The sequence below is a fragment of the Azonexus sp. IMCC34842 genome (assembly GCF_050368855.1).
Classification (GTDB): Bacteria; Pseudomonadota; Gammaproteobacteria; order Burkholderiales; family Rhodocyclaceae; genus Azonexus; species Azonexus denitrificans_A.
This window is the reverse complement of record NZ_CP178449.1, coordinates 2,488,980-2,511,322: the sequence shown is the minus strand read 5'-3', so window position 1 is coordinate 2,511,322 and position 22,343 is coordinate 2,488,980. Positions and strand designations below refer to the sequence as shown.

General features: G+C 62.9%; 19 protein-coding genes and 1 tRNA gene. 10 read left to right on the top strand and 10 right to left on the bottom strand.

Annotated features, from left to right (window positions below; genetic code table 11):
- Positions 1-30: 30 nt before the first annotated feature.
- From clpX to tig, 3 genes are all read right to left on the bottom strand, one after another.
- Positions 31-1,293 carry an ATP-dependent Clp protease ATP-binding subunit ClpX gene (gene clpX / locus ACLIKD_RS11900; protein WP_428825228.1) on the bottom strand — a complete coding sequence of 421 codons (1,263 nt, stop codon included), beginning with the start codon at positions 1,291-1,293 and terminating at the stop codon, positions 31-33.
- Between the two features lie 14 nt (positions 1,294-1,307).
- Entirely contained in the window at positions 1,308-1,937 is a 630-nt protein-coding gene (clpP, locus tag ACLIKD_RS11895) for an ATP-dependent Clp endopeptidase proteolytic subunit ClpP (RefSeq protein ID WP_226416421.1), read from the bottom strand.
- Positions 1,938-2,007: 70 nt separating this feature from the next.
- A complete protein-coding gene (gene tig, locus ACLIKD_RS11890) occupies positions 2,008-3,312 on the bottom strand; it encodes a trigger factor (RefSeq protein WP_428825227.1) in 1,305 nt (434 codons plus the stop codon).
- A gap of 152 nt (positions 3,313-3,464) precedes the next feature.
- On the opposite strand from tig, the gene ACLIKD_RS11885 reads away from it, so the two are divergent.
- From ACLIKD_RS11885 to ACLIKD_RS11875, 3 genes are all read left to right on the top strand, one after another.
- Positions 3,465-3,540, top strand: a tRNA-His gene (locus ACLIKD_RS11885).
- 55 nt (positions 3,541-3,595) lie between these two features.
- The gene (locus ACLIKD_RS11880; protein ID WP_428825226.1) at positions 3,596-5,077 is read left to right on the top strand and encodes an aminoacyl-histidine dipeptidase; all 1,482 of its coding nucleotides are present in this window, start codon (positions 3,596-3,598) and stop codon (positions 5,075-5,077) included.
- Complete coding sequence (locus ACLIKD_RS11875) at positions 5,074-5,277, top strand: hypothetical protein (RefSeq protein ID WP_428825225.1); 204 nt, start codon at positions 5,074-5,076, stop codon at positions 5,275-5,277. The genes ACLIKD_RS11880 and ACLIKD_RS11875 overlap by 4 nt, the downstream gene beginning before the upstream one ends.
- Positions 5,278-5,280: 3 nt before the next feature.
- On the opposite strand, the gene ACLIKD_RS11870 is transcribed toward ACLIKD_RS11875, so the two are convergent.
- The 7 genes from ACLIKD_RS11870 to ACLIKD_RS11840 all read right to left on the bottom strand — a co-directional run bounded on the left by ACLIKD_RS11870 (position 5,281) and on the right by ACLIKD_RS11840 (position 12,012).
- Positions 5,281-6,150 (bottom strand): fused MFS/spermidine synthase, encoded by an 870-nt coding sequence (locus ACLIKD_RS11870; protein WP_428825224.1) that lies wholly within the window; start codon positions 6,148-6,150, stop codon positions 5,281-5,283.
- Positions 6,147-7,046, bottom strand: coding sequence for a 50S ribosomal protein L3 N(5)-glutamine methyltransferase (gene prmB, locus ACLIKD_RS11865; RefSeq protein WP_428825223.1), 900 nt, complete (start codon positions 7,044-7,046; stop codon positions 6,147-6,149). Before prmB ends, ACLIKD_RS11870 begins: the two co-directional genes overlap by 4 nt.
- Positions 7,043-8,176, bottom strand: coding sequence for a succinyl-diaminopimelate desuccinylase (gene dapE, locus ACLIKD_RS11860; protein ID WP_428825222.1), 1,134 nt, complete (start codon positions 8,174-8,176; stop codon positions 7,043-7,045). Before dapE ends, prmB begins: the two co-directional genes overlap by 4 nt.
- Positions 8,176-9,363: a PilT/PilU family type 4a pilus ATPase gene (locus ACLIKD_RS11855; RefSeq protein WP_226416350.1), complete on the bottom strand. Its 1,188-nt coding sequence runs from the start codon at positions 9,361-9,363 to the stop codon at positions 8,176-8,178. The genes dapE and ACLIKD_RS11855 overlap by 1 nt, the downstream gene beginning before the upstream one ends.
- Positions 9,364-9,393: 30 nt before the next feature.
- Positions 9,394-10,209 (bottom strand): 2,3,4,5-tetrahydropyridine-2,6-dicarboxylate N-succinyltransferase, encoded by an 816-nt coding sequence (dapD, locus tag ACLIKD_RS11850; protein WP_428825221.1) that lies wholly within the window; start codon positions 10,207-10,209, stop codon positions 9,394-9,396.
- Positions 10,210-10,225: 16 nt separating this feature from the next.
- Positions 10,226-11,416, bottom strand: a complete 1,191-nt coding sequence (dapC, locus tag ACLIKD_RS11845) for a succinyldiaminopimelate transaminase (RefSeq protein ID WP_428825220.1) — start codon at positions 11,414-11,416, stop codon at positions 10,226-10,228.
- Positions 11,417-11,538: 122 nt separating this feature from the next.
- Positions 11,539-12,012 (bottom strand): nucleoside deaminase, encoded by a 474-nt coding sequence (locus ACLIKD_RS11840; protein ID WP_428825219.1) that lies wholly within the window; start codon positions 12,010-12,012, stop codon positions 11,539-11,541.
- A 126-nt stretch (positions 12,013-12,138) separates the two neighbouring features.
- Between ACLIKD_RS11840 and smc the strand changes: the two genes are divergently transcribed.
- Genes smc through ACLIKD_RS11805 form a run of 7 tightly spaced genes read left to right on the top strand, consistent with a single transcriptional unit; the run spans position 12,139 to position 22,260 of the window.
- Positions 12,139-15,684, top strand: coding sequence for a chromosome segregation protein SMC (smc, locus tag ACLIKD_RS11835; protein WP_428825218.1), 3,546 nt, complete (start codon positions 12,139-12,141; stop codon positions 15,682-15,684).
- Positions 15,681-16,973 (top strand): cell division protein ZipA C-terminal FtsZ-binding domain-containing protein, encoded by a 1,293-nt coding sequence (locus ACLIKD_RS11830; RefSeq protein ID WP_428825217.1) that lies wholly within the window; start codon positions 15,681-15,683, stop codon positions 16,971-16,973. The genes smc and ACLIKD_RS11830 overlap by 4 nt, the downstream gene beginning before the upstream one ends.
- Positions 16,973-19,387 (top strand): NAD-dependent DNA ligase LigA, encoded by a 2,415-nt coding sequence (ligA, locus tag ACLIKD_RS11825; RefSeq protein WP_428825216.1) that lies wholly within the window; start codon positions 16,973-16,975, stop codon positions 19,385-19,387. The genes ACLIKD_RS11830 and ligA overlap by 1 nt, the downstream gene beginning before the upstream one ends.
- On the top strand, positions 19,384-20,253 hold the full coding sequence (gene galU / locus ACLIKD_RS11820) for a UTP--glucose-1-phosphate uridylyltransferase GalU (RefSeq protein ID WP_428825215.1): 870 nt from the start codon (positions 19,384-19,386) through the stop codon (positions 20,251-20,253). Before ligA ends, galU begins: the two co-directional genes overlap by 4 nt.
- Complete coding sequence (locus tag ACLIKD_RS11815; RefSeq protein ID WP_428825214.1) at positions 20,254-20,799, top strand: hypoxanthine-guanine phosphoribosyltransferase; 546 nt, start codon at positions 20,254-20,256, stop codon at positions 20,797-20,799.
- Complete coding sequence (locus ACLIKD_RS11810; protein WP_428825213.1) at positions 20,799-21,500, top strand: class I SAM-dependent methyltransferase; 702 nt, start codon at positions 20,799-20,801, stop codon at positions 21,498-21,500. The genes ACLIKD_RS11815 and ACLIKD_RS11810 overlap by 1 nt, the downstream gene beginning before the upstream one ends.
- 1 nt (position 21,501) lies before the next feature.
- The gene (locus tag ACLIKD_RS11805) at positions 21,502-22,260 is read left to right on the top strand and encodes an S-methyl-5'-thioinosine phosphorylase (RefSeq protein ID WP_428825212.1); all 759 of its coding nucleotides are present in this window, start codon (positions 21,502-21,504) and stop codon (positions 22,258-22,260) included.
- Positions 22,261-22,343 lie beyond the last annotated feature (83 nt).

Below are 22,343 nucleotides of genomic sequence, written 5' to 3'. Positions count from 1 at the left end.
GGGGCGGGGAACCGCAATTCAAGTCTCGGCTCAGTTGGAGCCGGAAACCTTTGGCTGATCGGCGTAAATGAGCAGGGGCGGGGTGTCGCCGTTGATCATGTTTTCATCGATGACGACCTTTTCGACATTCTCCATGCCGGGAAGTTCGTACATCGTGTCCAGCAATGCGTGTTCCATGATCGAACGCAGGCCGCGGGCGCCGGTTTTCCGGGCAAGTGCCTTCTTGGCAATCGCCGAAAGAGCGCCTGGACGGATTTCCAGTTCGACATCTTCCATGTTGAACAACTTCTGGTACTGCTTGACCAGCGCATTCTTCGGCTCGGTCAGGATCTGCACCAGGGCATCCTCTTCCAGTTCCTGCAGGGTGGCGACGACCGGCAGGCGGCCGATCAGTTCGGGAATCAGGCCGAACTTGATGAGATCTTCCGGCTCGGTTTCGAGCAGGATCTTGCCGACTGCTCGGCCGTCATCCTTGCTCTTGACCTCGGCACCGAAGCCGATGCCGCCCTTTTCGGAACGTTTCTGGATGACTTTTTCCAGGCCGGCGAAGGCGCCGCCGCAGATAAACAGGATATTGGTGGTGTCAACCTGGACGAAATCCTGGTTCGGATGCTTGCGACCGCCCTGTGGCGGAATCGAGGCGACAGTACCTTCGATGAGCTTGAGCAGGGCTTGCTGCACGCCTTCTCCGGATACATCGCGGGTGATCGACGGGTTGTCGGACTTGCGCGAAATCTTGTCGATTTCGTCAATGTAGACGATGCCCTGCTGGGCTTTCTCGATGTCGTAGTCGCACTTCTGCAGCAGCTTCTGGATGATGTTCTCGACGTCCTCGCCGACATAGCCGGCTTCGGTCAGCGTGGTGGCATCGGCCATCACGAAGGGGACATTGAGCATGCGGGCCAGCGTCTGGGCGAGCAGGGTTTTGCCGGAACCGGTCGGGCCGATCAGCAGGATGTTGCTCTTCGCCAATTCCACCTCGCCGGTGTTCTTGGCGGTGTGGCGCAGGCGCTTGTAATGGTTGTATACGGCAACCGCCAGGATGCGCTTGGCGACTTCCTGGCCGATCACGTACTGGTCGAGAATGGAGCTGATCTCGCGCGGCGTCGGCAGGTCGGAACGACCTGCCTTGGCGGCTTCTTCCGGCAACTCGTCGCGGATGATGTCATTGCAGAGTGCGATGCACTCGTCACAGATAAACACCGACGGACCGGCGATAAGCTTTTTGACTTCATGCTGGCTTTTGCCGCAGAAGGAGCAGTAGAGCAGTTTTTCCTGGCCGCCTTTAGTCATCTGTAGGTCTCCGGTCAAGCCGCGTCGCGGCGGGTTAGTACCTTGTCGATCAATCCATATTCTGCAGCTTCTTCGGCAGACAGGAAGTTGTCGCGATCGGTGTCCTTTTCGATGCGTTCGAGCGGCTGGCCGCTGTGTTCGGCCATCAGCCGGTTCAAACGATCGCGAATCGACAGGATTTCCTTGGCATGGATGGCGATATCCGAGGCCTGGCCCTGGAAGCCGCCCAGCGGCTGGTGAATCATCACGCGGGAGTTGGGTAGCGCAAAGCGCTTGCCCTTGGCGCCGGCGTTGAGCAGGAAGGCGCCCATAGAGGCGGCCTGACCGATGCACAGCGTCGAAACGTCCGGTTTGATGAACTGCATGGTGTCGTAGACCGACATGCCAGCCGTTACCGAGCCGCCCGGCGAGTTGATGTAGAAATAAATGTCCTTGTCCGGATTTTCCGCTTCAAGGAACAGCAATTGGGCGACGACCAGGTTGGCGCTGGCGTCGTTAACCGGGCCGACAAGAAAGATCACGCGTTCCTTCAGCAGGCGCGAATAGATGTCGTACGCGCGCTCACCGCGTCCGCTCTGTTCAACCACCATGGGGACGAGGCCCAAGGCCTGCGGATCCCAGTTATTTGCGTTGTCGATATTCATGTCAGCCCTTCTTGTGTTGCCGAGTTTGGTTACATTCGAGACGTTTGTCGTTTTCGCGACAAGGTCCAGATTACTGCTTTTGGCCCATCAATTCATCAAAAACTGCAGCCTTTTCGGTCACTTTGGCTTTGCCCAGTACCCACTCGACCACGTTGTTTTCAATCGCCACCCCTTCAACTTCCTGCAGGCGTTGCGGTTGGGCGTAGTACCAGCGGATAACCTCTTCCGGCTGTTCGTAGCTCTGGGCGGTTTCCTCGACCATCGCACGAACCTGTTCCGGGGTTGCCTGGAGCTTTTCCGTTTTGACTACTTCAGCAAGAATCAGACCAAGGGTCACGCGACGCTTCGCCTGGTCGGCGAACCATTCCGGCTGAATCGGCATGTCTTTGACTTTCATGCCACGCTGTTCCATATCCTGGCGGGCGGCTTGCATCAGGCGCTGGATTTCCATGTCGACGAGGGCGGTCGGAATGGTGATCGGGTTGGCCTTGAGCAGCGCTTCCATGACCTGGTCCTTCAGCTTGCCTTCGATGCGGCGCTTCACTTCGCGCTTCAGGTTGGCTTCGATCTCGGCACGCATCTTGGCGACATCGCCGTCGGCAACGCCCATGCTGATCGCGAACTCGGCATCGATTTCCGGCAGCTTCGGTGCTTGCACCTGCTTGACGGTGACGTCGAACTGGACGGTTTGGCCGGCCAGATCCTTGGCGTGGTAATCGGCCGGGAAATTCAGGTCGAAAGTCTTGGACTCGCCGACTTTGGCGCCTTCAACGGCGTTCTCGAAGTCGGGCAGCATCTGACCCTGGCCGAGCACGAAGGGGTAATCGTTGGCCTGGCCGCCCTGGAAAGGCACGCCATCCTTCTTGCCGAGGAAGTCGATAACGACGCGGTCTTCCTTGGCGGCGGCGCGGTCGGTGTCTTCGTAGGTGACACGCTGCTGGCGCAGGATGTCCAGGGTCTTGTCGATTTCAGCGGCGCTGACTTCGAGGACCGGACGCTCGACTTCGGCGGACGACAGGTCGCCGGGGGTGAATTCCGGGTAGACCTCGAAAATCGCCGAGAACTCAAGGTGGGTGGTGCTTTCGCTGGTCTTCGGCTCGATCCGCGGGTAACCGGCGACGCGCATTTTCTGCGTGGTGACGGTTTCGCCGAAAACGCGATCAAGTTCTTCCGACAGCACTTCGTGGCGAGCGTGATCACCATGTTGCTGCTTGACGATGCTGAACGGAACCTTGCCCGGGCGGAAGCCGGGGATTTTCATGTTCTTGCCCATGCGCTTCAGGCGCTGTTCCATTTCCTTCTCGACATCGGCAATGGCGATGGAGAGATCGACGCGACGTTCGAGTTCGTTAGCTTGTGCAGTGGTTGCTTCCATGAGAATTCCTTGTGCCTACAGAGCCGAAAAATAAAGCGGACGATTCTATCACGGCCGATCAAATGCGGATTAGTGGCTTGCAGTACGGAAGATTTTTGGAATCGCTAGACACAAGCAACGGAAGTTCGTACAATGCGCGCCTTCTTACAGCGGCGGCTGTAGCTCAGTTGGTAGAGTCCCGGATTGTGATTCCGGTTGTCGTGGGTTCGAGCCCCATCAGTCGCCCCAGAATTTGACCCCCGCAAGCCGCAAGGTTTGCGGGGGTTTTCTCTTTGGAGTCGCCATGTCTCTGTCCCATTCCGTGTTTTCCGGTTTGCAGCCCGCCAACATCTGGGCGCATTTCGCCTTGTTGTGCGCAACGCCGCGTGCTTCCAAGCAGGAAGGCGCCTTGCGCGCGCGCATCAAGGATTGGGCCGAGGCGCGTGGCCTGCCGACGACGGTGGACGCTGCCGGCAACCTGATTATCCGCAAGCCGGCCAGCGCCGGCCGGGAGCATGCGCCGGGCGTCGTGCTGCAAGCGCATCTCGACATGGTGTGCCAGAAGAATGCAGAGACTACTCACGACTTTTCCCGCGATGCCATTCAGCCCGTATTGCGCGATGGCTGGCTGATCGCCGAGGGAACGACGCTGGGCGCCGATAACGGGATCGGCGTCGCCTTGATTCTCGCGGTGCTTGAGGACGGTAGTTTGGTGCACGGCCCGCTCGAAGCCTTGCTGACCGTCGATGAGGAGGCCGGCATGGGTGGCGCGCGCGGCTTGGCGGCCGGCGTGCTGGAAGGCAGCATGATGCTCAACCTCGATACCGAGGAGTGGGGCGAGTTCTACCTCGGTTGCGCTGGCGGTCTGGACGTCAATGTGATGCGGCCAGGGGGGGGCGAGGCCGTTCCCAGCGACTACCAGACATGCCGCATCAGCTTGCGCGGCCTGCGTGGCGGGCATTCCGGCGTCAATATTCACGAGGAGCGCGGTAACGCCATCAAGTTGCTGGTGCGCGTGTTGCGCCAACTGGAAGCGGGCATGCCGCTACGGCTGGCCGAGTTGCAGGGCGGCAGCGCGCGCAATGCATTACCGCGCGAAGCATTGGCGACGATTGCCGTGCCGGCCGAGGCGCTGGCTCGCTTGCCGGGGCTGCTCGGCGAGCAGCAAGCGCTGTTGCGCGAGGAGTTGCGGGGCGTCGATGATGGCGTGACGCTCGAGTTGGCGGCCGCTCCGGCGGCTCTGCTGATGAGCCAGACCGAACAGGCCATCTGGCTCGCCTCGCTGCATGCGGCGCCGCATGGTGTGCGCCGGATGAGCCGGCAGGTGCCGGGTGTCGTCGAGACTTCGAACAATCTGGGTATGGTCGATGTGCACCCGAATGGGGGATCGTGCAACTTCATGGTGCGTTCGCTGCTCGGCAGTGCCAGCCTGGCGCTGGCCGACGAGATCGTCAGCCTGTTTGCGCTGAGCGGGACGCTGGCCGAGAAGGCAGGCTACTACCCGGGCTGGGCGCCGAATCCCGATTCGGCGTTGCTGGCGCTGTGCGAAGCCGTCTATCGCCGTGATTTCGCCGCCGAATCGAAAGTCCAGGTCATCCACGCCGGGCTGGAATGCGGCATCATTGGGGCCAAGTATCCGGGGCTGGACATCGTTTCTTTCGGGCCGACCATCCGGGGCGCCCATGCGCCGGGCGAGTCGGTCGAGGTTTCAACGGTCGATCGCTGCTGGGCCTTGCTCGGGTCGATTCTGGCCGAACTGGCCGAGCAACAGGAGGACGCACAATGAAAGTGCTGTTTATCTTGCTGGCGACGCTTTCGCTGGCCGCCTGCGGGGTTGAAACGGCCGGCACGGCTGCCACGGCGGCCGCGCTGAAGAAGCGGGAAGTGGAGCAGGGGCAGAAGAACCTGCAGCAATTCCAGCAGAAGCTCGATCAGGCGACCGAGCAGGCGCAGCAGCGGGCCGAGCAGGCCGCCGGCGACAAGTAGGCGTCAGCGCCGGCGCAGGGCTTCGCGGCGGGCCAGACCGAGCTTGGTCGAGCGTTCCATCTTTTGCGCGAAGGCCGGAAAGTCGAGGCCGAACTTGGCGCGCAATTCCTTCGCGTAGTTGTGCAGCCAGCGCCAGCGTGGCTCGAAGTAGCGTTCCTTGAAGGCGTAGAGGATGTGGTTGCCGTCGTCGGGCACCGAGATGACGATGACCTGGTCGTCAAAGACATGCATCGCTTCGCCGATCAGCCCGGCGTAGGTTTCCTTTTCGCCGGCCAGATTGATCACCAGAATGCCGTTGCCGGCCAGTTTGGCGAAAGCATTCTCGAAAAACTGGCGGTTGGCCAGGCTGGGTGCAAAGCCGGTCTTGTCGAAGGCATCGACCAGTAGCACGTCGATGCCTTTTTCGGTGTTTTCCAGATAGTCGGCGCCATCGGCGTGCACTACCTGCAGGCGCGGATCGTCGGCCGGCAGCAGGAAAGTGTCGCGCAGGGCAATCACGTTGGGGTCGAGTTCGACGGCGGTCAGTTGCGTACCGGGCATGCGGTGATAGCAGAACTTGATCAGCGAGCCGCCGCCCAGACCGATCAGCTCGATGCGTTTCGGGCGCGGATGAAAGAGCAGGAAGGCCATCATCTTCTGCGTGTAACGCAGCGCCAGCTCGTTCGGCGCCTTCAGCGACATTTCGCTCTGCATTAGACGGACGTTGAAATACAGGAAGCGCGATTTGCCGTCATCGATGACGAAGGGCTTGGGATAGCTTTCGTCGAGCAACTGGGCGCGCAACTCGCCGGCCTTGGCCCAGTCCGGTTCGAGCATCAGCACGGTACCCGTTTCGTTGTCGAACGGGCTGGGCAGTTCGTAAAGCTTGGTCAATCCGGCAGGTCGGCGGCGTGCAGCAGGAAAACGAACTCGTCGCCGGCGGCGGTATCCAGCCAGGTGAAGGGCAGCGTCGGGTAGGCATCTTCCAGAGCCGCGCGGTTGTGGCCGATTTCGACGATCAACAGGCCTTCCGGATTCAGGTGCTTTTTCGCTTCGCGCAGGATGATGCGGGTGAAATCGAGGCCGTCCTCGCCGGAACCGAGCGCCAGTTCCGGCTCGTGCAGGTATTCCGGAGGCAGCGCGGCAACCGACTCCTCGTCGACGTAGGGCGGATTGGAAATGATCAGGTCGTAGCGCTTGCCGGCCAGTTTGCTGAAGGCGTCGGACTGGATCAGATGGAGGCGGTCGGTCAGGTGGTAGTCGGCGACGTTGCGCTCGGCGACGGCAATGGCGTCGGTCGACAGGTCCACCGCATCGACCTCGGCTTCCGGGAAGGCGAGGGCGGTCAGGATGGCCAGGCAGCCGGAGCCGGTGCACAGGTCGAGGGCCGAAACCACTTCGTAGGGGTTTTCAACCCACGGTGTCAGTTGTTCCTGCAGTAGTTCGGCAATGAACGAGCGCGGCACGATGACGCGTTCGTCAACGTAAAAGCTGTGCTCGCCGAGCCAAGCTTCCTGGGTCAGGTAGGCGGCCGGCAGGCGTTCTTCGCAGCGGCGGCGGAAGATGTCGAGCAGCGCTTCGCGTTCGTGCGGTAGCAGCCGGGCATCGAGAAAAGGTTCGAGGCGGTCGAGCGGTAGGTTCAGCGTGTGCAGCGTCAGGTAGACCGCTTCGTCCCAGGCGTTGTCGCTGCCGTGGCCGAAAAACAGATGGGCGGCGTTGAAGCGGCTGACCGCATAGCGGAGATAGTCGCGAACGGTGAGCAGTTCGTTTTTGGCAATGTGATCGGTCATGCGCTCAGGACTTGTTCGAGGATGCGGGCATAGATGGCGGAAATCTTCGGCAGGGCGGTGATATCGACGCATTCGTCGATCTTGTGACTGGTCGCGTTGACCGGCCCGATTTCGAGCAACTGGCCGCAGATTTCAGCGATGAAGCGACCGTCGGAGGTGCCGCCGGTCGTCGATAGCGCGGACTCGATGCCGCAGATCTCGCGGATGGCGGTCGTCGCGGCATCGGCCAGCGGACCGCGGCCGGTCAGGAAGGGGCGGGCGCCGAGCGTCCATTTGATGGCGTAGTCCAGGTCATGCCTGTCGAGTATGCCGAGCAGCCGTTGCTGCAGGCTTTCCGGGGTGCTGGCGGTAGCGAAGCGGAAATTGAACTTGATCTCGACACTGCCCGGTACGACGTTGGTGGCGCCGGTGCCGCCGTGGATGTTGGAAATCTGCCAGGTGGTCGGCGGGAAATACTCGTTGCCCTGGTCCCACTCGGTGGCGGCCAGTTCGGCCAGAGCCGGGGCAGCTTCGTGGATCGGGTTGCGGCCTTTTTCCGGGTAGGCGATGTGGCACTGGATGCCTTTCACCGTCAGTACGCCGGACAGCGAGCCGCGCCGGCCATTCTTGATCATGTCGCCGAGTTCGTTGACCGAGGTCGGTTCGCCGATGATGCAGAAATCGAGCGTTTCACCACGCGCTTTCAGGGCTTCGACGACGGCGACGGTGCCGTCGTTGGCATCGCCTTCCTCGTCGGAGGTAAGCAGAAAAGCCAGCGAGCCGGGATGCTTGGAGTGGGCGGCGAGGAAGGTTTCGACGGCCGTCACCATCGCCGCCAGCGACGATTTCATGTCGGCCGTGCCGCGGCCGTAGAGCACGCCTTCGCGGATTTCCGGGGCGAAGGGCGGCGAAGTCCATTGCTCGAGCGGGCCGGTCGGCACGACGTCGGTATGGCCGGCGAAAACGAACAGCGGTTTGGCCGTGCCGCGGCGGGCCCAGAGATTGGTCACGCCGTTGCGATTGATGTATTCGATGGAAAAGCCGAGCGGTTTCAGGCGCTCGGCGATGATCTCCATGCAACCGGCGTCATCCGGCGTCAGGGACGGTCTGGCGATGATCTGCGTCGCCAAGGCCAGGGTAGGGTCGGACATCAAGTGGTTTCTTCGTCGGTGTCGGAAAGGCTGAGCGTGAATTCCTTGAAGGAGGCGCCGCCCGAGTTGATGCTGTCGAACTCGAGGGCGGTGTCGATCTTCTTGTCTTCCTTGCCGTTGCCGGTAGTCAGTTCGGAATTGTTGATCAGCCAGGACAGGTTGGTCGGCGAATCGGCATTGGCCAGTGCTTCGTCGAGGGAGATGACCGCTTCGCGATAGAGTCGGAAGAGATCCTGTTCGAAAGTCTGCGATCCGGGCGCCAGCGTCTGTTCCATGGCGTCCTTGATGGCCTGCACTTCGCCGCGCTCGATCAGTTCGCTGATATGACGGGTGTTGAGCATGACTTCGCAGGTCGGCAGGCGCTTGCCGTCCGGCTTCTTGACCAGGCGCTGCGAGACGATGGCGCGCAGCGCGACCGAGAGGTCGAGGAACAACGCCGGCCGGTTTTCCAGCGGGAAGAAGCTGATGATGCGGTTCAGCGCGTGATAGCTGTTGTTGGCATGCAGCGTGGCGAGACAGAGGTGGCCGGTCTGGGCATAGGCGATGGCAGCCTGCATGGTTTCCTTGTCGCGGATTTCGCCGATCAGGATGCAGTCGGGCGCCTGACGCATCGCATTCTTCAAGGCCGATTGCCAGTCGGCCGTATCCATGCCGATTTCGCGCTGATTGACGATCGATTTCTTGTGCTTGAAGAGGAATTCGATCGGGTCTTCGACGGTCAGGATGTGGCCGGAACGGTGCGCATTGCGGTGGTCCAGCATCGAAGCGATGGTCGTCGATTTGCCCGAGCCGGTGGCGCCGACGATCAGGATCAGGCCGCGCTTTTCCATGATCATGTCGGCGAGGACGGGCGGCAAGCCGAGGTCGTCGAGCGGCGGAATGTTGCCGAGGATGAAGCGGACGACGATGCTGATCGAGCCGCGCTGGCGGAAAATATTGACCCGGAAGTTGCCGACCTGCGGCACGCCGAAGGAGAGGTTCATCTCCCAGGTCGCCTCGAAGGTCTTGATCTGCTCCGGCGACATCAGTTCGTAAGCGATCTTTTCGATCATGTCGGGCAACATGACCTGCTGATTGACCGGCAGGGTGTTGCCCTGAATCTTGATGTGGATGGGCGCGCCGGCGGATATGAAAATATCCGACGCCTGCTTTTCCGACATCAGCTGGAACAGTTTGTCGAGGATCATAAAAAAGACCTCCGGGTCTTTGGGGGTGACTTAGGCGCGCAGCAGTTCGTTGATGCTGGTGGTCGAACGGGTCTTGGCATCAACCTTCTTGACGATGACGGCGCAGTACAGGCTGTACTTGCCGCCATCCTTGGGCAGGTTGCCGCTGACCACAACCGAGCCGGCCGGGATCTTGCCGTAGCTGATTTCGCCGGTGGCGCGATCGTAGATCGGGGTGCTCTGGCCGAGATAGACGCCCATCGAGATCACCGAGTTTTCGCCGACGACGACGCCTTCGACGACTTCCGAACGGGCGCCGATGAAGCAGTTGTCTTCGATGATGACCGGGCCGGCCTGGATCGGCTCAAGCACGCCGCCGATGCCGACGCCGCCGGAGAGGTGGACGTTCTTGCCGATCTGCGCGCAGCTGCCGACGGTGACCCAGGTGTCAACCATGGTGCCTTCATCGACGTAGGCGCCGATGTTGACGAAGGACGGCATCAGCACGGCGTTCTTGGCGATGAACGCACCTTTGCGGGCGAAGGCGCCCGGCACGACGCGGAAGCCGCCGGCCTTGAACTGCTCTTCGGTCCACCCCTGGAACTTGGTGTCGACCTTGTCGTAGAAACGAATTTCGCCGGCTTCCTGGACGCGGTTGTCGCGGGTGCGGAAGGAGAGCAGCACGGCTTTCTTGGCCCACTGGTTGACGACCCATTTGCCGTTGATTTTTTCGGCAACGCGCAATTTGCCGCTGTCGAGGTCGCCGATCACCGATTCGATGATCTTGATGGCGTCGGCGGATTGGGTAGACAGCTCGGTGCGGCGTTCCCAGAGGTCGTCGATGGTGGCTTGCAACGGATGGCTCATGGAGGTTCTCTCTGTTTTAAAGTTGTTGGGTAAATTGACGGATACGGCTGGCCGCTTCGAGGCATTCCTCGAGCGAGGCGACCAGCGCGATACGAATGAAATTGGCACCTGGATTGACGCCACCCACCTCGCGGGCGAGGAAGCTGCCGGGCAGGACCACGACATTATAGTGTTCGAGCAGACCCCGGGCGAACTCGGTATCGGCGATCGGGGTCTTGGCCCACAGGTAGAAGCTGGCATCCGGCATGCCGGTGCCGAGCACCTCGGCGATCAACGGAGTGACGGCGGCGAATTTCTCGCGGTACTGGTTGCGGTTGTCGAGGACGTGCGCCTCATCGTTCCAGGCGGCGATCGAAGCCGTCTGCACCGGGGGGGGCATGGCGCAGCCGTGGTAGGTGCGGTAGAGCAGGAATTTCTTGAGGATCTTGGCGTCGCCGGCGACGAAACCGGAACGCATGCCCGGGACGTTGGAGCGCTTCGACAGGCTGGAGAACATCACCAGCCGTTCGTTGCTGCGGCCGAGCAGCTTGGCGGCCTGCAGGCCGCCGATCGGCGGATTGGCTTCGTCGAAGTAGATCTCGGAATAGCACTCGTCGGAAGCGATGATGAAACCGTACTTGTCGGAGAGGGCGAACAGCGTCTCCCAATCGGCCAGCGACAGCACCTTGCCGGTCGGGTTGCCCGGCGAGCAGACGTAGAACAACTGGACGCGCGCCCATTCCTCGGCGGACAGCGCGCCGTAGTCGAAGGCGAAGTCGTTGTCCGGCAGGTTGTTGAGGAAGCGCGGTTCGGCGCCCGAGAGATAAGCCGCGCCTTCGTAGATCTGGTAGAACGGGTTCGGGCTGACGACCAGCGGCACATATCCGCGGCTCGGATCGATCACCGTCTGGGCGAAAGAGAAAAGCGCCTCGCGCGAGCCGTTGACCGGCAGGATCTCGCTTTCGGCATCGAGGTTCAGCCCGTAGCGGCGCTGGCACCAGGCGGCAATGGCCTGGCGCAGGGCCGGTATGCCCGGCGTCGTCGGGTAATTGGCCAGCCCCTTCAGGCCATCGGCCAGCGCCTGCATGATGAACGGCGGCGTCGGATGCTGCGGTTCGCCAATGGAGAGCTTGATCTCCTTGTATTGCGGGTTCGGGGTGATGCCGGCGAACAGGGCGCGCAGCTTTTCGAAGGGGTAGGGCTGGAGTTGGGCGAGGTGCGGATTCACGTGGGGGCTATTGGGGCGGCGGCTAAAGCGTTAATTATCGCCGAAAATCGATCCGGATCAGCGGCGCCCGCTTGGTGAACGAAAGAAGGTTTTTCGCCATTCGCTCGTCCCGGCGGTTCTTCCTAGTACGGCTGGCGGGTCGGCGAGTTCTGCCAGCGGAGCAGGGGCTCGGCGGCGCCGGGAATGGGCAGGTGGATGGTGGGCAGTCGCCGTTCGCCGTGCGGCAGGCGTAATTCGTCGTAGAGTTCGTCGTCGCAAAAGCCGGCGGCAGCGGCATCGGCCCGTGGATTGGCGAAAACGATGCGGCTGATGCGCGCCCAGTAGGCAGCCGAAAGGCACATCGGGCAGGGTTCGCTAGAGGCATACAGCGTGCAGTCGGTCAGATGGAAGCGGCCGAGGGCGCTGCAGGCCGCCCGAATGGCCAGCAGTTCGGCGTGGGCGGTCGGGTCGCAGGCCGGGACGACCTGATTGCGGCCTTCGCCGACGATTGCTCCGGCGTGCACGACCACTGCGCCAAACGGGCCGCCCTGGCCGGAGGTGACGCTTTCGGCGGCCAGTTCGATGGCCCGCTTGAGGAAAAATGCATCGTCGTTCATGGTTGGTCCCTGCTCGGTCGATGGCGGCGCGCCTCGTCGCCTGGCCGGCCAGGCCTTGATTCTCGGGAGACTTGGGCGGGCCGGGCGTCTGCGCAATTGCGTCGATGCTATCATACGGCCCCCGTCATGACAGGGCACTTCCCGTCTGCCGTACTGCGCATGCGCCTGACCAAACTCAAACTCTCCGGCTTCAAGTCCTTCGTCGATCCGACGGCCGTTGCCCTGCCCGGGCAACTGGTCGGCGTCGTCGGGCCGAACGGCTGCGGCAAATCCAACATCATGGATGCCGTGCGCTGGGTGCTGGGCGAGTCGAAAGCCTCGGAGTTGCGCGGCGAGTCGATGATGGACGTCATCTTCAACGGCTCGTCCAACCGCAAGCCGGTGTCGCGCGCTTCCGTCGAGCTGATCTTCGAAAACCTGCTCGGCCGGGCCCTCGGCCAGTGGTCGCAATACGCCGAACTGTCGGTCAAACGGACGCTGACCCGGCAGGGGCAGTCGGACTACTTCATCAACAACCTGAAGGTCCGGCGCAAGGACATTACCGATCTTTTCCTCGGCACCGGCCTTGGGCCGCGCGCCTACGCCATCATCGGCCAGGGCATGATCTCGCGCATCATCGAGGCCAAGCCGGACGACCTGCGGGTCTTTCTCGAAGAGGCGGCCGGCGTTTCCCGTTACAAGGAACGGCGCAAGGAAACCAACGGCCGGCTGGAAGACACCCGGGAGAACCTGACCCGGGTCGAGGACATTCGCCTCGAACTCGGCAGCCAGATGGAAAAACTCGAAGCGCAGGCCGAAGTGGCCCGTCGCTACCACGCGCTGAACGAACAGCTGGTGCAGCGTCAGCAGATACTGTGGCTGCTCAGGAAGCGCGAAGCGGAGAGCGAACGCCAGCGCGTGGCGCTCGAAGTCGAACGGGCGGTTACCGACCTTGAGGCGCAAAGCGCCGCGCTGCGCGAAACCGAAGCGCGCGCCGAGGAAACCCGCGAGGCCCATTTTGCCGCCGGCGACGCGTTGCATCTGGCGCAAAGCGAGATGTACACCGCCAATGCCGAAGTGGCCAGGCTGGAAGCCGAAATTCGCCATCGCCGCGAGTCGCGCAGTCAATTGGAGGCGCGCCTGGTGCAACTGGAAGGCGAACTGGCCCAGTGGACCGAGACGGCCGAGCGGCTGGCCGGCGATCGGCTGAAGTGGGAAGAGCTGCAGGAAATTGCCCGCTTGCGCGTCGACGAGGCGGAGGAACGCCTGCACCAGCAGATGGACATCGCGCCGCAGGTCGAGGAAAGCCACGCCCAGGCGCAGGAAGAACTGCAACGGCTGCGGGCCCGGACGACCAACGGCGAGCAGCGCCTGGAGGTCGAACTGACCAACAAGGCACATGCCCAGCGCGCCTTGCAGGCCATCACCCAGCGTCGCGAGCGGCTGCGCGAGGAGGGGGGCGGGCAGGATGCGCCGGACGCCCTCGATCTGGCCGAAAAGGAAGAAGAGCTCTCCTTGCTGCGTGAGGAACTGGCCGGCGATCAGGATCATCTGCAACAGCTGCAGCAGGAATTGCCGCAACTGGAGGCCGCCCGCAAGCAGATGCAGGGCGAGCTGCAGCGCATCGAGCGCGAGCTGGCCGCTGGTCAGGCCCGCCGTGCCGCGCTGGAGCAGATGCAGGCCAGTGCTCGGCAAAGCGGCAAGCTGCCCGAATGGTTGCGCCGTCATGGGCTGGAAGAGGCGCCGCCGCTGTGGCAGCAGATCCATGTCGCAGCCGGCTGGGAATCGGCGGTCGAGGCGGTGTTGCGCGAACGGCTCAACGCCATCGCCTGCGATGATCCGGCCAAGCTCGACGAATGGTTGCATGACCGGCCCGATGCCCGGCTTTCCGTTGTCCTCCCGGCTCCGACGGTGGCCGGTGAACCGGCCGGGCGGCTGAGCGAGCATGTGCGTAGCGACAACCCGGCGATAGCCGCCGTGCTGGCCGACTGGCTTGGCTCGGTGTTCACCGCTGCAACGCTCGATGCCGCCCTGGCCCGGCGTGCCGAACTGCCGCCGGGGGCGGTTCTGGTGACAGCTGGCGGCGACCTGCTGAGCCGGGCTAGCGTCACCTTTTTCGCGCCGGACAAGAGCGAGCACGGCTTGCTCGAACGTCAGCGCGAAATCGAGGCGCTGGGCGAAGGGGTTGCCGCCTACGAAGAACAGGCCGAAGCGCTGCGCGAACAACTGCTGGTGCTCGACGAACAGTTCGGGGACAAGCAGGAAGAGATCGGCGAAACCCGGCAATACGTCACCGACCGCCAGCAGCGCGTGCATGCCGTGCAGCTTGAGGTGCTGAAACTCGGCCAGGCCATCGAGCGCTACCGCGAACAGAAGGAGCGCCTGCAGGAGCAAATGGCCGAACTGGCCGAAGAGGAAGAAACCGAGCGCGAGCGCGACGTGGCGGCGGACGAGAAGATCGCCGAAGTGCGCGACGGCCTGTCCCGCATCCGGGTGCTGGTGGCCGGTGCCCAGGCACGGCTTGACGACGCCGAGCGGGCGGTGCGGGCCGAACGCGAACGCAACTCCGATTTCGACCGCGCCTTGCGCGAAGCCCAGTTCTCGCTGCGCGAAAGCGAAGGCAAGTTGCAGGATATTTTTGCCCAGCAGGCGACGGCCCAGCGGGAACTGAACCGTATCGAGAAGGATCGCGCCCAGTGCGCCGAGCAGGTCGAGGCCGCGCCAGCCGATGTCATGGAAGACAACCTGCAGGGCGCTCTGGAGGCCCGCCAGGAAAAGGAGCAGGCCTTGGCCCTCTGTCGCGATGCGCTGGAATCGGCGACCAATGCGCTGCGGGCGTTGGAAGAGCAGCGGATGAAGATCGAGCAGGGCCTGGAGCCGCTGCGCGAACGGATCGGCGATCTCAAGCTGAAGGAGCAGGCGGCGACGCTCAATACCGAGCAGTATGCCCAGCAACTGCTCGAGGCCGGGGCCGACGAAGCCGCGCTGCAACAGGAATTGACGACCAACGGCAGCAATCTCCGGCCGGCTTCCCTGCAGGGTGAAATCACCCGGCTCGGCAATGCCATCGGTGAACTCGGCGCGGTCAACCTGGCGGCGCTTGAAGAACTGGACACGGCGACCGAGCGCAAGGGCTATCTCGACATGCAGGCGGCCGACCTGACCGAGGCGATGGAAACCCTGGAAAACGCCATCCGCCGCATCGACCGCGAAACGCGCGATCTGCTGCAATCGACCTTCGATACGGTAAACGGCCATTTCGGGCAGCTTTTCCCCGAACTGTTCGGCGGCGGCCGGGCCGAACTGGTGATGACCGGCGAGGAAATCCTCGATGCCGGCGTCCAGGTCATCGCCCAGCCGCCGGGCAAAAAGAATTCGACCATCCATCTGCTGTCCGGCGGCGAAAAGGCGCTGACGGCGATCGCGCTGGTCTTCTCGATGTTCCAGTTGAATCCGGCGCCGTTCTGCCTGCTCGACGAGGTCGATGCGCCGCTCGACGATACCAATACGGAGCGTTTTTGCGGCATGGTGAAGAAAATGTCGGCAAACACGCAGTTTCTATTCATCTCCCATAATAAAATCGCCATGGAAATGGCCGAACAACTGGTCGGCGTAACGATGCAGGAGTCCGGCGTTTCGCGCGTTGTGGAAGTGGATATTGAGGAAGCTTTGAAAATGAGGGATGCGGCGTGACCGAACTTCAGATCGGATTGATTGGCCTGGGCGCAACGGCGGTGGTCGGCGTTTTCGCTTACAACAAGTGGCAGGAATATCGCCATCGCAAACTGGCCGAAGCGGTCTTCAAGCCGCAACACGAAGACGTGCTGCTTGGTGACGGGCCGAAGGTGACGGTCAAGCCGGTGCCGACCGAACGCAACGAACCCGGTCTTGGCGAGGAAGAGTCGGCCGCATCGAGCGAGCGGGTCGAACCGATGTTTGCCGATATCGAGCCGGAGGTCGACGCGGAGGACGCGTATGTTCCCGCTCCGGAATACACGCCACCGCCGGTCAGCGCACCGCTCGCCGCCGAGCCGCCGCCAGCCCCCGCTGCCGTCGCCCAAGCCGCACCGGCCGTTCCGGCCCCTGCTCCTGCACCCGAACGCTTGCTCGGCAAGCGCCTGGAGGATGAATCGAGCGACCTGCCGGCCAGCGCGCTGCCGGCCGAATTGCTTGATCCGCGTCTGGAATTCATCGTCGCTATGGAATTGGTCGAACCGGTTTCGGCGATCGAGATTCTCCAGTCGCAACGCGATGTCCTGTATCGCCTGAACAAGCCGGTGCACTGGCTCGGCTTCAACGAGCGCAGCCGCGAGTGGGAGCGGCTGGCTTCCGACAGCAATCTGCACCTGCGCCGCCTGCGCGTCGGGCTGCAACTGGTCAACCGCATGGGGCCGGTTTCAGAAGGCGATGTTGCGATATTTGCCAACGCCATGCAGGCGCTGGCCGACGAATTGATGGCGGTGGCCGACATGCCCTCGTCGCGCGTCTTCGACCAGGCCGCCGAGATTGATCGTTTCTGTGCCGCGGTTGACCTTGAAATCGGGGTCAATCTGATCAGTCGCGGCAATGCCTTTTCCGGCACCAAGATTCGCGCGCTGGCCGAAGCGGCCGGTCTGGTGCTCGGCATCGACGGCCTGTTCACCCGCTACGATGAGGCCGGTCGCGCCCAGTTCAGCCTGCAGAATTACGAAAGCACGCCTTTCACCGCCGAGTCGGTGCGCACGCTGACGACGCACGGCCTGACCTTCGTCCTCGACGTGCCGCGCGTCGACCACGGCGAGCGCGTCTTCATGCAGATGACCGAACTGGCCAAACGCTTCGCCGATACCCTGCAAGGTGCGCTGGTCGATGACAATCGTCAGCCGCTGTCCGACGCCCAGCTCGACCATATCCGTCGCGAATTCGTCGGCAAGCCGCAGGCGACGATGGCCAGTTTCGGCTTGCCGGCCGGCTCGGCCCAGGCCCTGCGGCTGTTCTCCTGATGGCGGTGCCGGTTGCGGAGGCCGAGCGCGCGGCTTGGCTGCGCAGCGAACTGGAACGTCACAATGTCGCTTATTACGTGTTCGATGCACCGACCATTCCGGATGCCGAGTACGACAAGCTGTTCCGCGAACTGCAAGGACTGGAAGCGCAGTATCCCGATCTGCTGACCGCCGATTCGCCGACGCAGCGGGTGGGGGCGTTAACCCATTCAAGTCATGTTGAATTGGCGACGACGCCGGTAGTCAGTTCTCGTCATTTTAGCGAGCGCAAACACGGCGTCCCGATGTTGTCGTTGAACAACGCCTTTTCTGCAGCCGAAGTTGAGGCCTTCGATCAGCGGGTACGTGATGGTTTGCGTGATATCGCAACGGTCGACTATGCCGTGGAGCCGAAATTCGATGGGCTAGCGATCAGCTTGACCTACGAGAATGGAAATTTTGCATTTGGTTTGACGCGTGGCGATGGCGCGGCAGGAGAAGATGTAACGTCCAATCTTCGTACCTTGCCATGCTTACCATCTCGCCTGGCGGGCGAGGGCTGGCCAGCGCTGATCGAGGTGCGCGGTGAAGTGCTGATGTTCAAGGCCGATTTCGCCAAGCTCAACGAACGCCAGCGCGCGCTCGGCGACAAGGAGTTCGCCAATCCGCGCAATGCCGCCGCCGGCAGCCTGCGCCAGCTCGATTCGAAAATTACCGCCAGCCGGCCGCTGTCCTTCTTCGCCTACGGCGTCGGCCTGGGCGCTGATGCGGTCGACGTCGGAACGCATGCCGAATTGATGGATCAGCTCGCCGCCTGGGGTTTTCCGGTGGCAAAGGAGCGCGACGTCGTGCACGGCAGCCAGGGGCTGCTCGACTATTTTTCACGGATCGGCGCGCAGCGCCCGAACCTGCCCTACGACATCGACGGCGTCGTCTACAAGGTCAACCGGCTGGCGGCGCAGGAAGCGCTTGGCTTCGTCGCGCGTGCGCCGCGCTTCGCCATTGCCCACAAATTTCCGGCCGAAGAGGCCTTGACCATCGTCGAGGCGATCGACATCCAGGTCGGCCGCACCGGTGCCCTGACCCCGGTCGCCCGTCTGGCGCCGGTCTTCGTCGGCGGCGTCACGGTGACCAATGCGACGCTGCACAATGAAGACGAACTGCGCCGCAAGGATGTGCAGGTCGGCGACACGGTGATCGTGCGTCGCGCCGGTGACGTCATCCCCGAGGTAGTCGGCGTTGTTGCCGAACGCCGGCCGGCGACCGCCCAGCCTTTTGCCATGCCCGACGCCTGCCCGGTGTGCGGTGCTCACGTCGTGCGCGAGCCGGGCGAGGCGGTGACGCGGTGTTCCGGCGGTTTTGCATGCAGTGCGCAGCGCATCCAGGCCATCCTGCATTTTGCCGGGCGCCGGATGATGGATATCGAGGGGCTGGGCGAGCGTTATGTCGAGCGCCTGGTCGAGTTCGGCTACGTGCATGGCGTCGCCGACCTTTATCGCCTCAAGCTCGACGACCTGCTCGAAATGAAGCGGCGTGCCGACGAGCGCGACGGCAGCGTGGCGGAAACGGCTAAGGCCGGTCAGACGCCGACGCGCTGGGCCGAGAATCTGCTCGACGGCATCGCCGCCAGCCGACGGCCCAGTCTCGCCCGCCTGCTGTTTGCGCTGGGTATCCGCCATGTCGGCGAGTCGACCGCCAAGACGCTGGCCGACTGGCTGGGTAGCATCGAGCGCGTACGCCGGGCGCCGGCACCGCTGCTCGCCGTGCTGCCCGATATTGGCGCAACCGTGGCGACGGCGATTGCCGACTTCTTTGCCGAAGAGCGCAATGTTCAGGCGGTCGACGAGCTTCTTTGCCCGGAAATCGGCGTTGCGCCGGCCGACGAGCATGCGCCGCGGCCCGGCCTGGCCGAGCGGCTGACTTGGAGCGAGTTGTACGCGGTGCTCGGCGTACCCCGGCTGACGCCGGTGCGGGCGAGGCAACTGGCGGTCGTGATCGACGGGGCGACGCTGGCCACGCAGGGTATCAACGGTGCTGCGCTGTCGGGCGCCGGCATTCCCGGCGAGGTCATCACGGCACTTGGCGACTGGATGCAAGCACGCGGCAATCGTGGTTTGCTGGCGGCCGTGGCGACCCGCCGCGATGAACTGCTGGCCGCTCTGCCGGCCGTGACTGGGCAGGATGACGCAGAGGCGCCGCTGGCCGGTAAGACCTTCGTTCTCACCGGCACGCTGCCGACCCTGAAACGCGATGAGGCAAAGGGGATGATTGAAGTAGCCGGCGGCAAGGTGGCCGCTTCAGTATCGAAGAAAACCGATTTCGTAGTGGCCGGCGAAGAAGCAGGCTCCAAGCTGGAGAAAGCGCTGGAGTTGGGCGTGCCGGTAATCGATGAAGCAGAATTGTTGAAATTGCTCGAAAAAGGAATCGAAGAATGAAAAAAGTCAGAAAAGCCGTTTTTCCTGTCGCCGGCATGGGTACCCGTTTTCTGCCGGCCACCAAGGCCAGCCCGAAGGAAATGCTGCCGATCGTCGATAAGCCGCTGATCCAGTTCGCCGTCGAGGAAGCGGTCGCTGCCGGTATTACCGACATGGTCTTCGTTACCGGTCGTTCCAAGCGCTCGATCGAGGACCACTTCGACAAGGCCTACGAGCTGGAAAGCGAACTCGAAGCGCGCGGCAAGAGCGAACTGCTCGAATTCGTCCGCAACATGATTCCGAAAAACATCAACTGCATCTATATCCGCCAGGCCGAAGCGCTCGGTCTCGGTCACGCCGTGCTGTGCGCCAAGCCGGTCATCGGCGACGAGCCGTTCGCCGTACTGCTCGCCGACGACCTGCTCGACAGCGAGGTACCGGTCATGAAGCAGATGACCGATACCTTCGACTACTACCGCTGTTCGGTCCTCGGCGTGCAGGATGTACCGCGCGCCGACACCCGCAGCTACGGCATCGTCGATGCCCGCCGCGTCGCCGACCGTCTGGAACAGGTCAATGCCATCGTTGAAAAGCCGAAGCCTGAGGAGGCGCCATCTACGCTGGCCGTGGTCGGCCGTTACATCCTGACGCCGCGCATCTTCCATCACCTGGAAACCGTCAAGCCGGGGTCGGGTGGCGAGATCCAGCTGACCGACGGCATCGCCTCGCTGCTCAGCGAAGAGCAGGTGCTGGCCTATCGCTATATCGGTACCCGTTACGACTGCGGCTCGAAGCTCGGCTACCTCCAGGCGACGGTCGTTTTCGGCCAGCGCCACCCGGAGGTCGGGGCCGATTTCGACGCCTATCTGAAAAGTCTGGAGAAATAAATGGAGTTGAAAAAAGCCCGTGCCTTGCTGGCCAACGCTGACCTGATCCATTCCGAAGAAACCGTTCAGGCGGCGCTGGAGCAGGTTGCCGGCCTGATTCGCGAACGCCTGGCCGAGACGAATCCGCTGGTTCTGTGCGTGATGACCGGCGGCGTGATCTTCTGCGGGCAGTTGCTGCCCAAGCTCGCCTTCCCGCTCGACTTCGATTACCTGCACGCCACCCGCTACGGCCCGGAAACCCAAGGGGGCAAGATTTCGTGGCGGATGGCGCCGTGGACCTCGGTCAAGGGGCGGACGGTGCTGGTTGTCGACGACATCCTCGACGAGGGCGTAACGCTGGCCGCGGTCAAGGAAAGCCTGGTCCGTCTGGGGGCGGCCGAGGTGCTGCTGGCGGTCTTTACCGACAAGCTGAATGGTAAGGCCAAGCCGATTGCCGCCGATTTCGTCGGCTTGCCTGTGCCGGACCGTTTCGTCTTTGGTTTCGGCATGGATGTCGATGGCGCTTGGCGCAATCTGCCGGCCATTTATGCCATGAAGGAAGACTGATGAGCGGCGCGACAGTGGCCGATTTCATCGGCTACTGGGAAGTCGAAGGGCTGGCCTGCGCCAAGCGCGGCGACTACGAATGGATGGCCGGGCTGGTGCCCGGCCGGCGCGTGCTGGAAATCGGCAGCGGCGTCGGTTTTGCGACGCAGGCACTGGCGGCCCGCGGCCTCAGCGTGCTGGCGGTCGATGCGCTGGCCGAGTGCCTGGCGGCAACACAGGCCCGTGTCGCGTGCCTCGACGTCACCCTGCTGCAGGCCGAACTGACCGCCCTGAGCGATGAACAGCGGGCGCAGCTTGCCGCTTTCGCACCGGATAGCGTGGTCTGCTGGCTGATGGGCGCCCCGGCCGAAACCACCGGTGCGACGGCAAGCGATGGCGGTCAGGCGGTCGTCGCCTACCGGGAAAAGATTCATCGGCTGGTGGCCGAATTGGCGGCCAGCCTGCCCAGCGTGCGCACCCTGCACTATGTCGACCGGACGGCGATTCCCTGGCAGGCCAAGGATATCGGCCGCGACACGCTGGTTCGTTACCATGGCGGAAAAACTTTGCTCGACCTGCCGTTTGCTGCCGACCGCCGCAATGCGCTCTACCGCAAGCTCGACGACGGCGCCGTCGGCATGGCGCAACTCCGTAAATCGCACCCCTCGATGAAGAGCGTGGTGCCGGTGCTGGCCTCGTTGCTGGCCGAAAGGAAAAAATAAGATGTTGGCAATTATTGGCGGCAGTGGTCTGACGACCCTCTCCAACCTCGATGTGTCGCACCGCGAAGTGGTTCGCACGCCTTACGGCGAGCCTTCCGGTGCGGTGGTCTTTGGCCAGATCTGCGGTCAGCCGGCGATGTTTCTGCCGCGGCATGGCTACGGTCACACCATCCCGCCGCACATGGTCAATTACCGCGCCAATCTCTGGGCTCTGCATCATTACAAGGCCACCGGGGTCATTTCCGTGGCCTCGGTCGGCGGCATCCGCGGCGACCTGCAGCCGGGCGACATCGTGCTGCCCAATCAGATCATCGATTACACCTGGGGCCGTAAAGCCACCTACTTCGACGGCAATGGCACGCCGGTGACCCACGTCGATTTCACCGAGCCCTACGATCACGAGCTGTGCCGCCGCATCCAGCAAGCCGGCGAGCAACTGCAGGTCGACATCAAGGTCGGTGGTGTCTATGCCGCAACCCAGGGGCCGCGCCTCGAAACGGCCGCTGAGATCAATCGTCTGGAGCGCGACGGCGTCGATCTGGTCGGCATGACCGGCATGCCGGAAGCCGTGCTGGCCCGCGAACTCGGCATGCCCTACGCCGCCATCAACGTCGTCGCCAACCATGCGGCCGGCCGCGGCAGCAGCGCCAACGGCATCCACTTCGAAAGCCTCGACGTCGTGCTGCAGGAAGCCATGGGCCGGGTCAAGGCGATTATCGAAAAGCTGGTCGGCTGCCAGGACGCAGGCCAATCGGCCTGATGTCGTCGGCACAATGAGGTAATGCGCCGTGGTTAATCTGAAGGTTCAGCGAACCTTCAGATTGCCGGCCTGGCCTTATCATC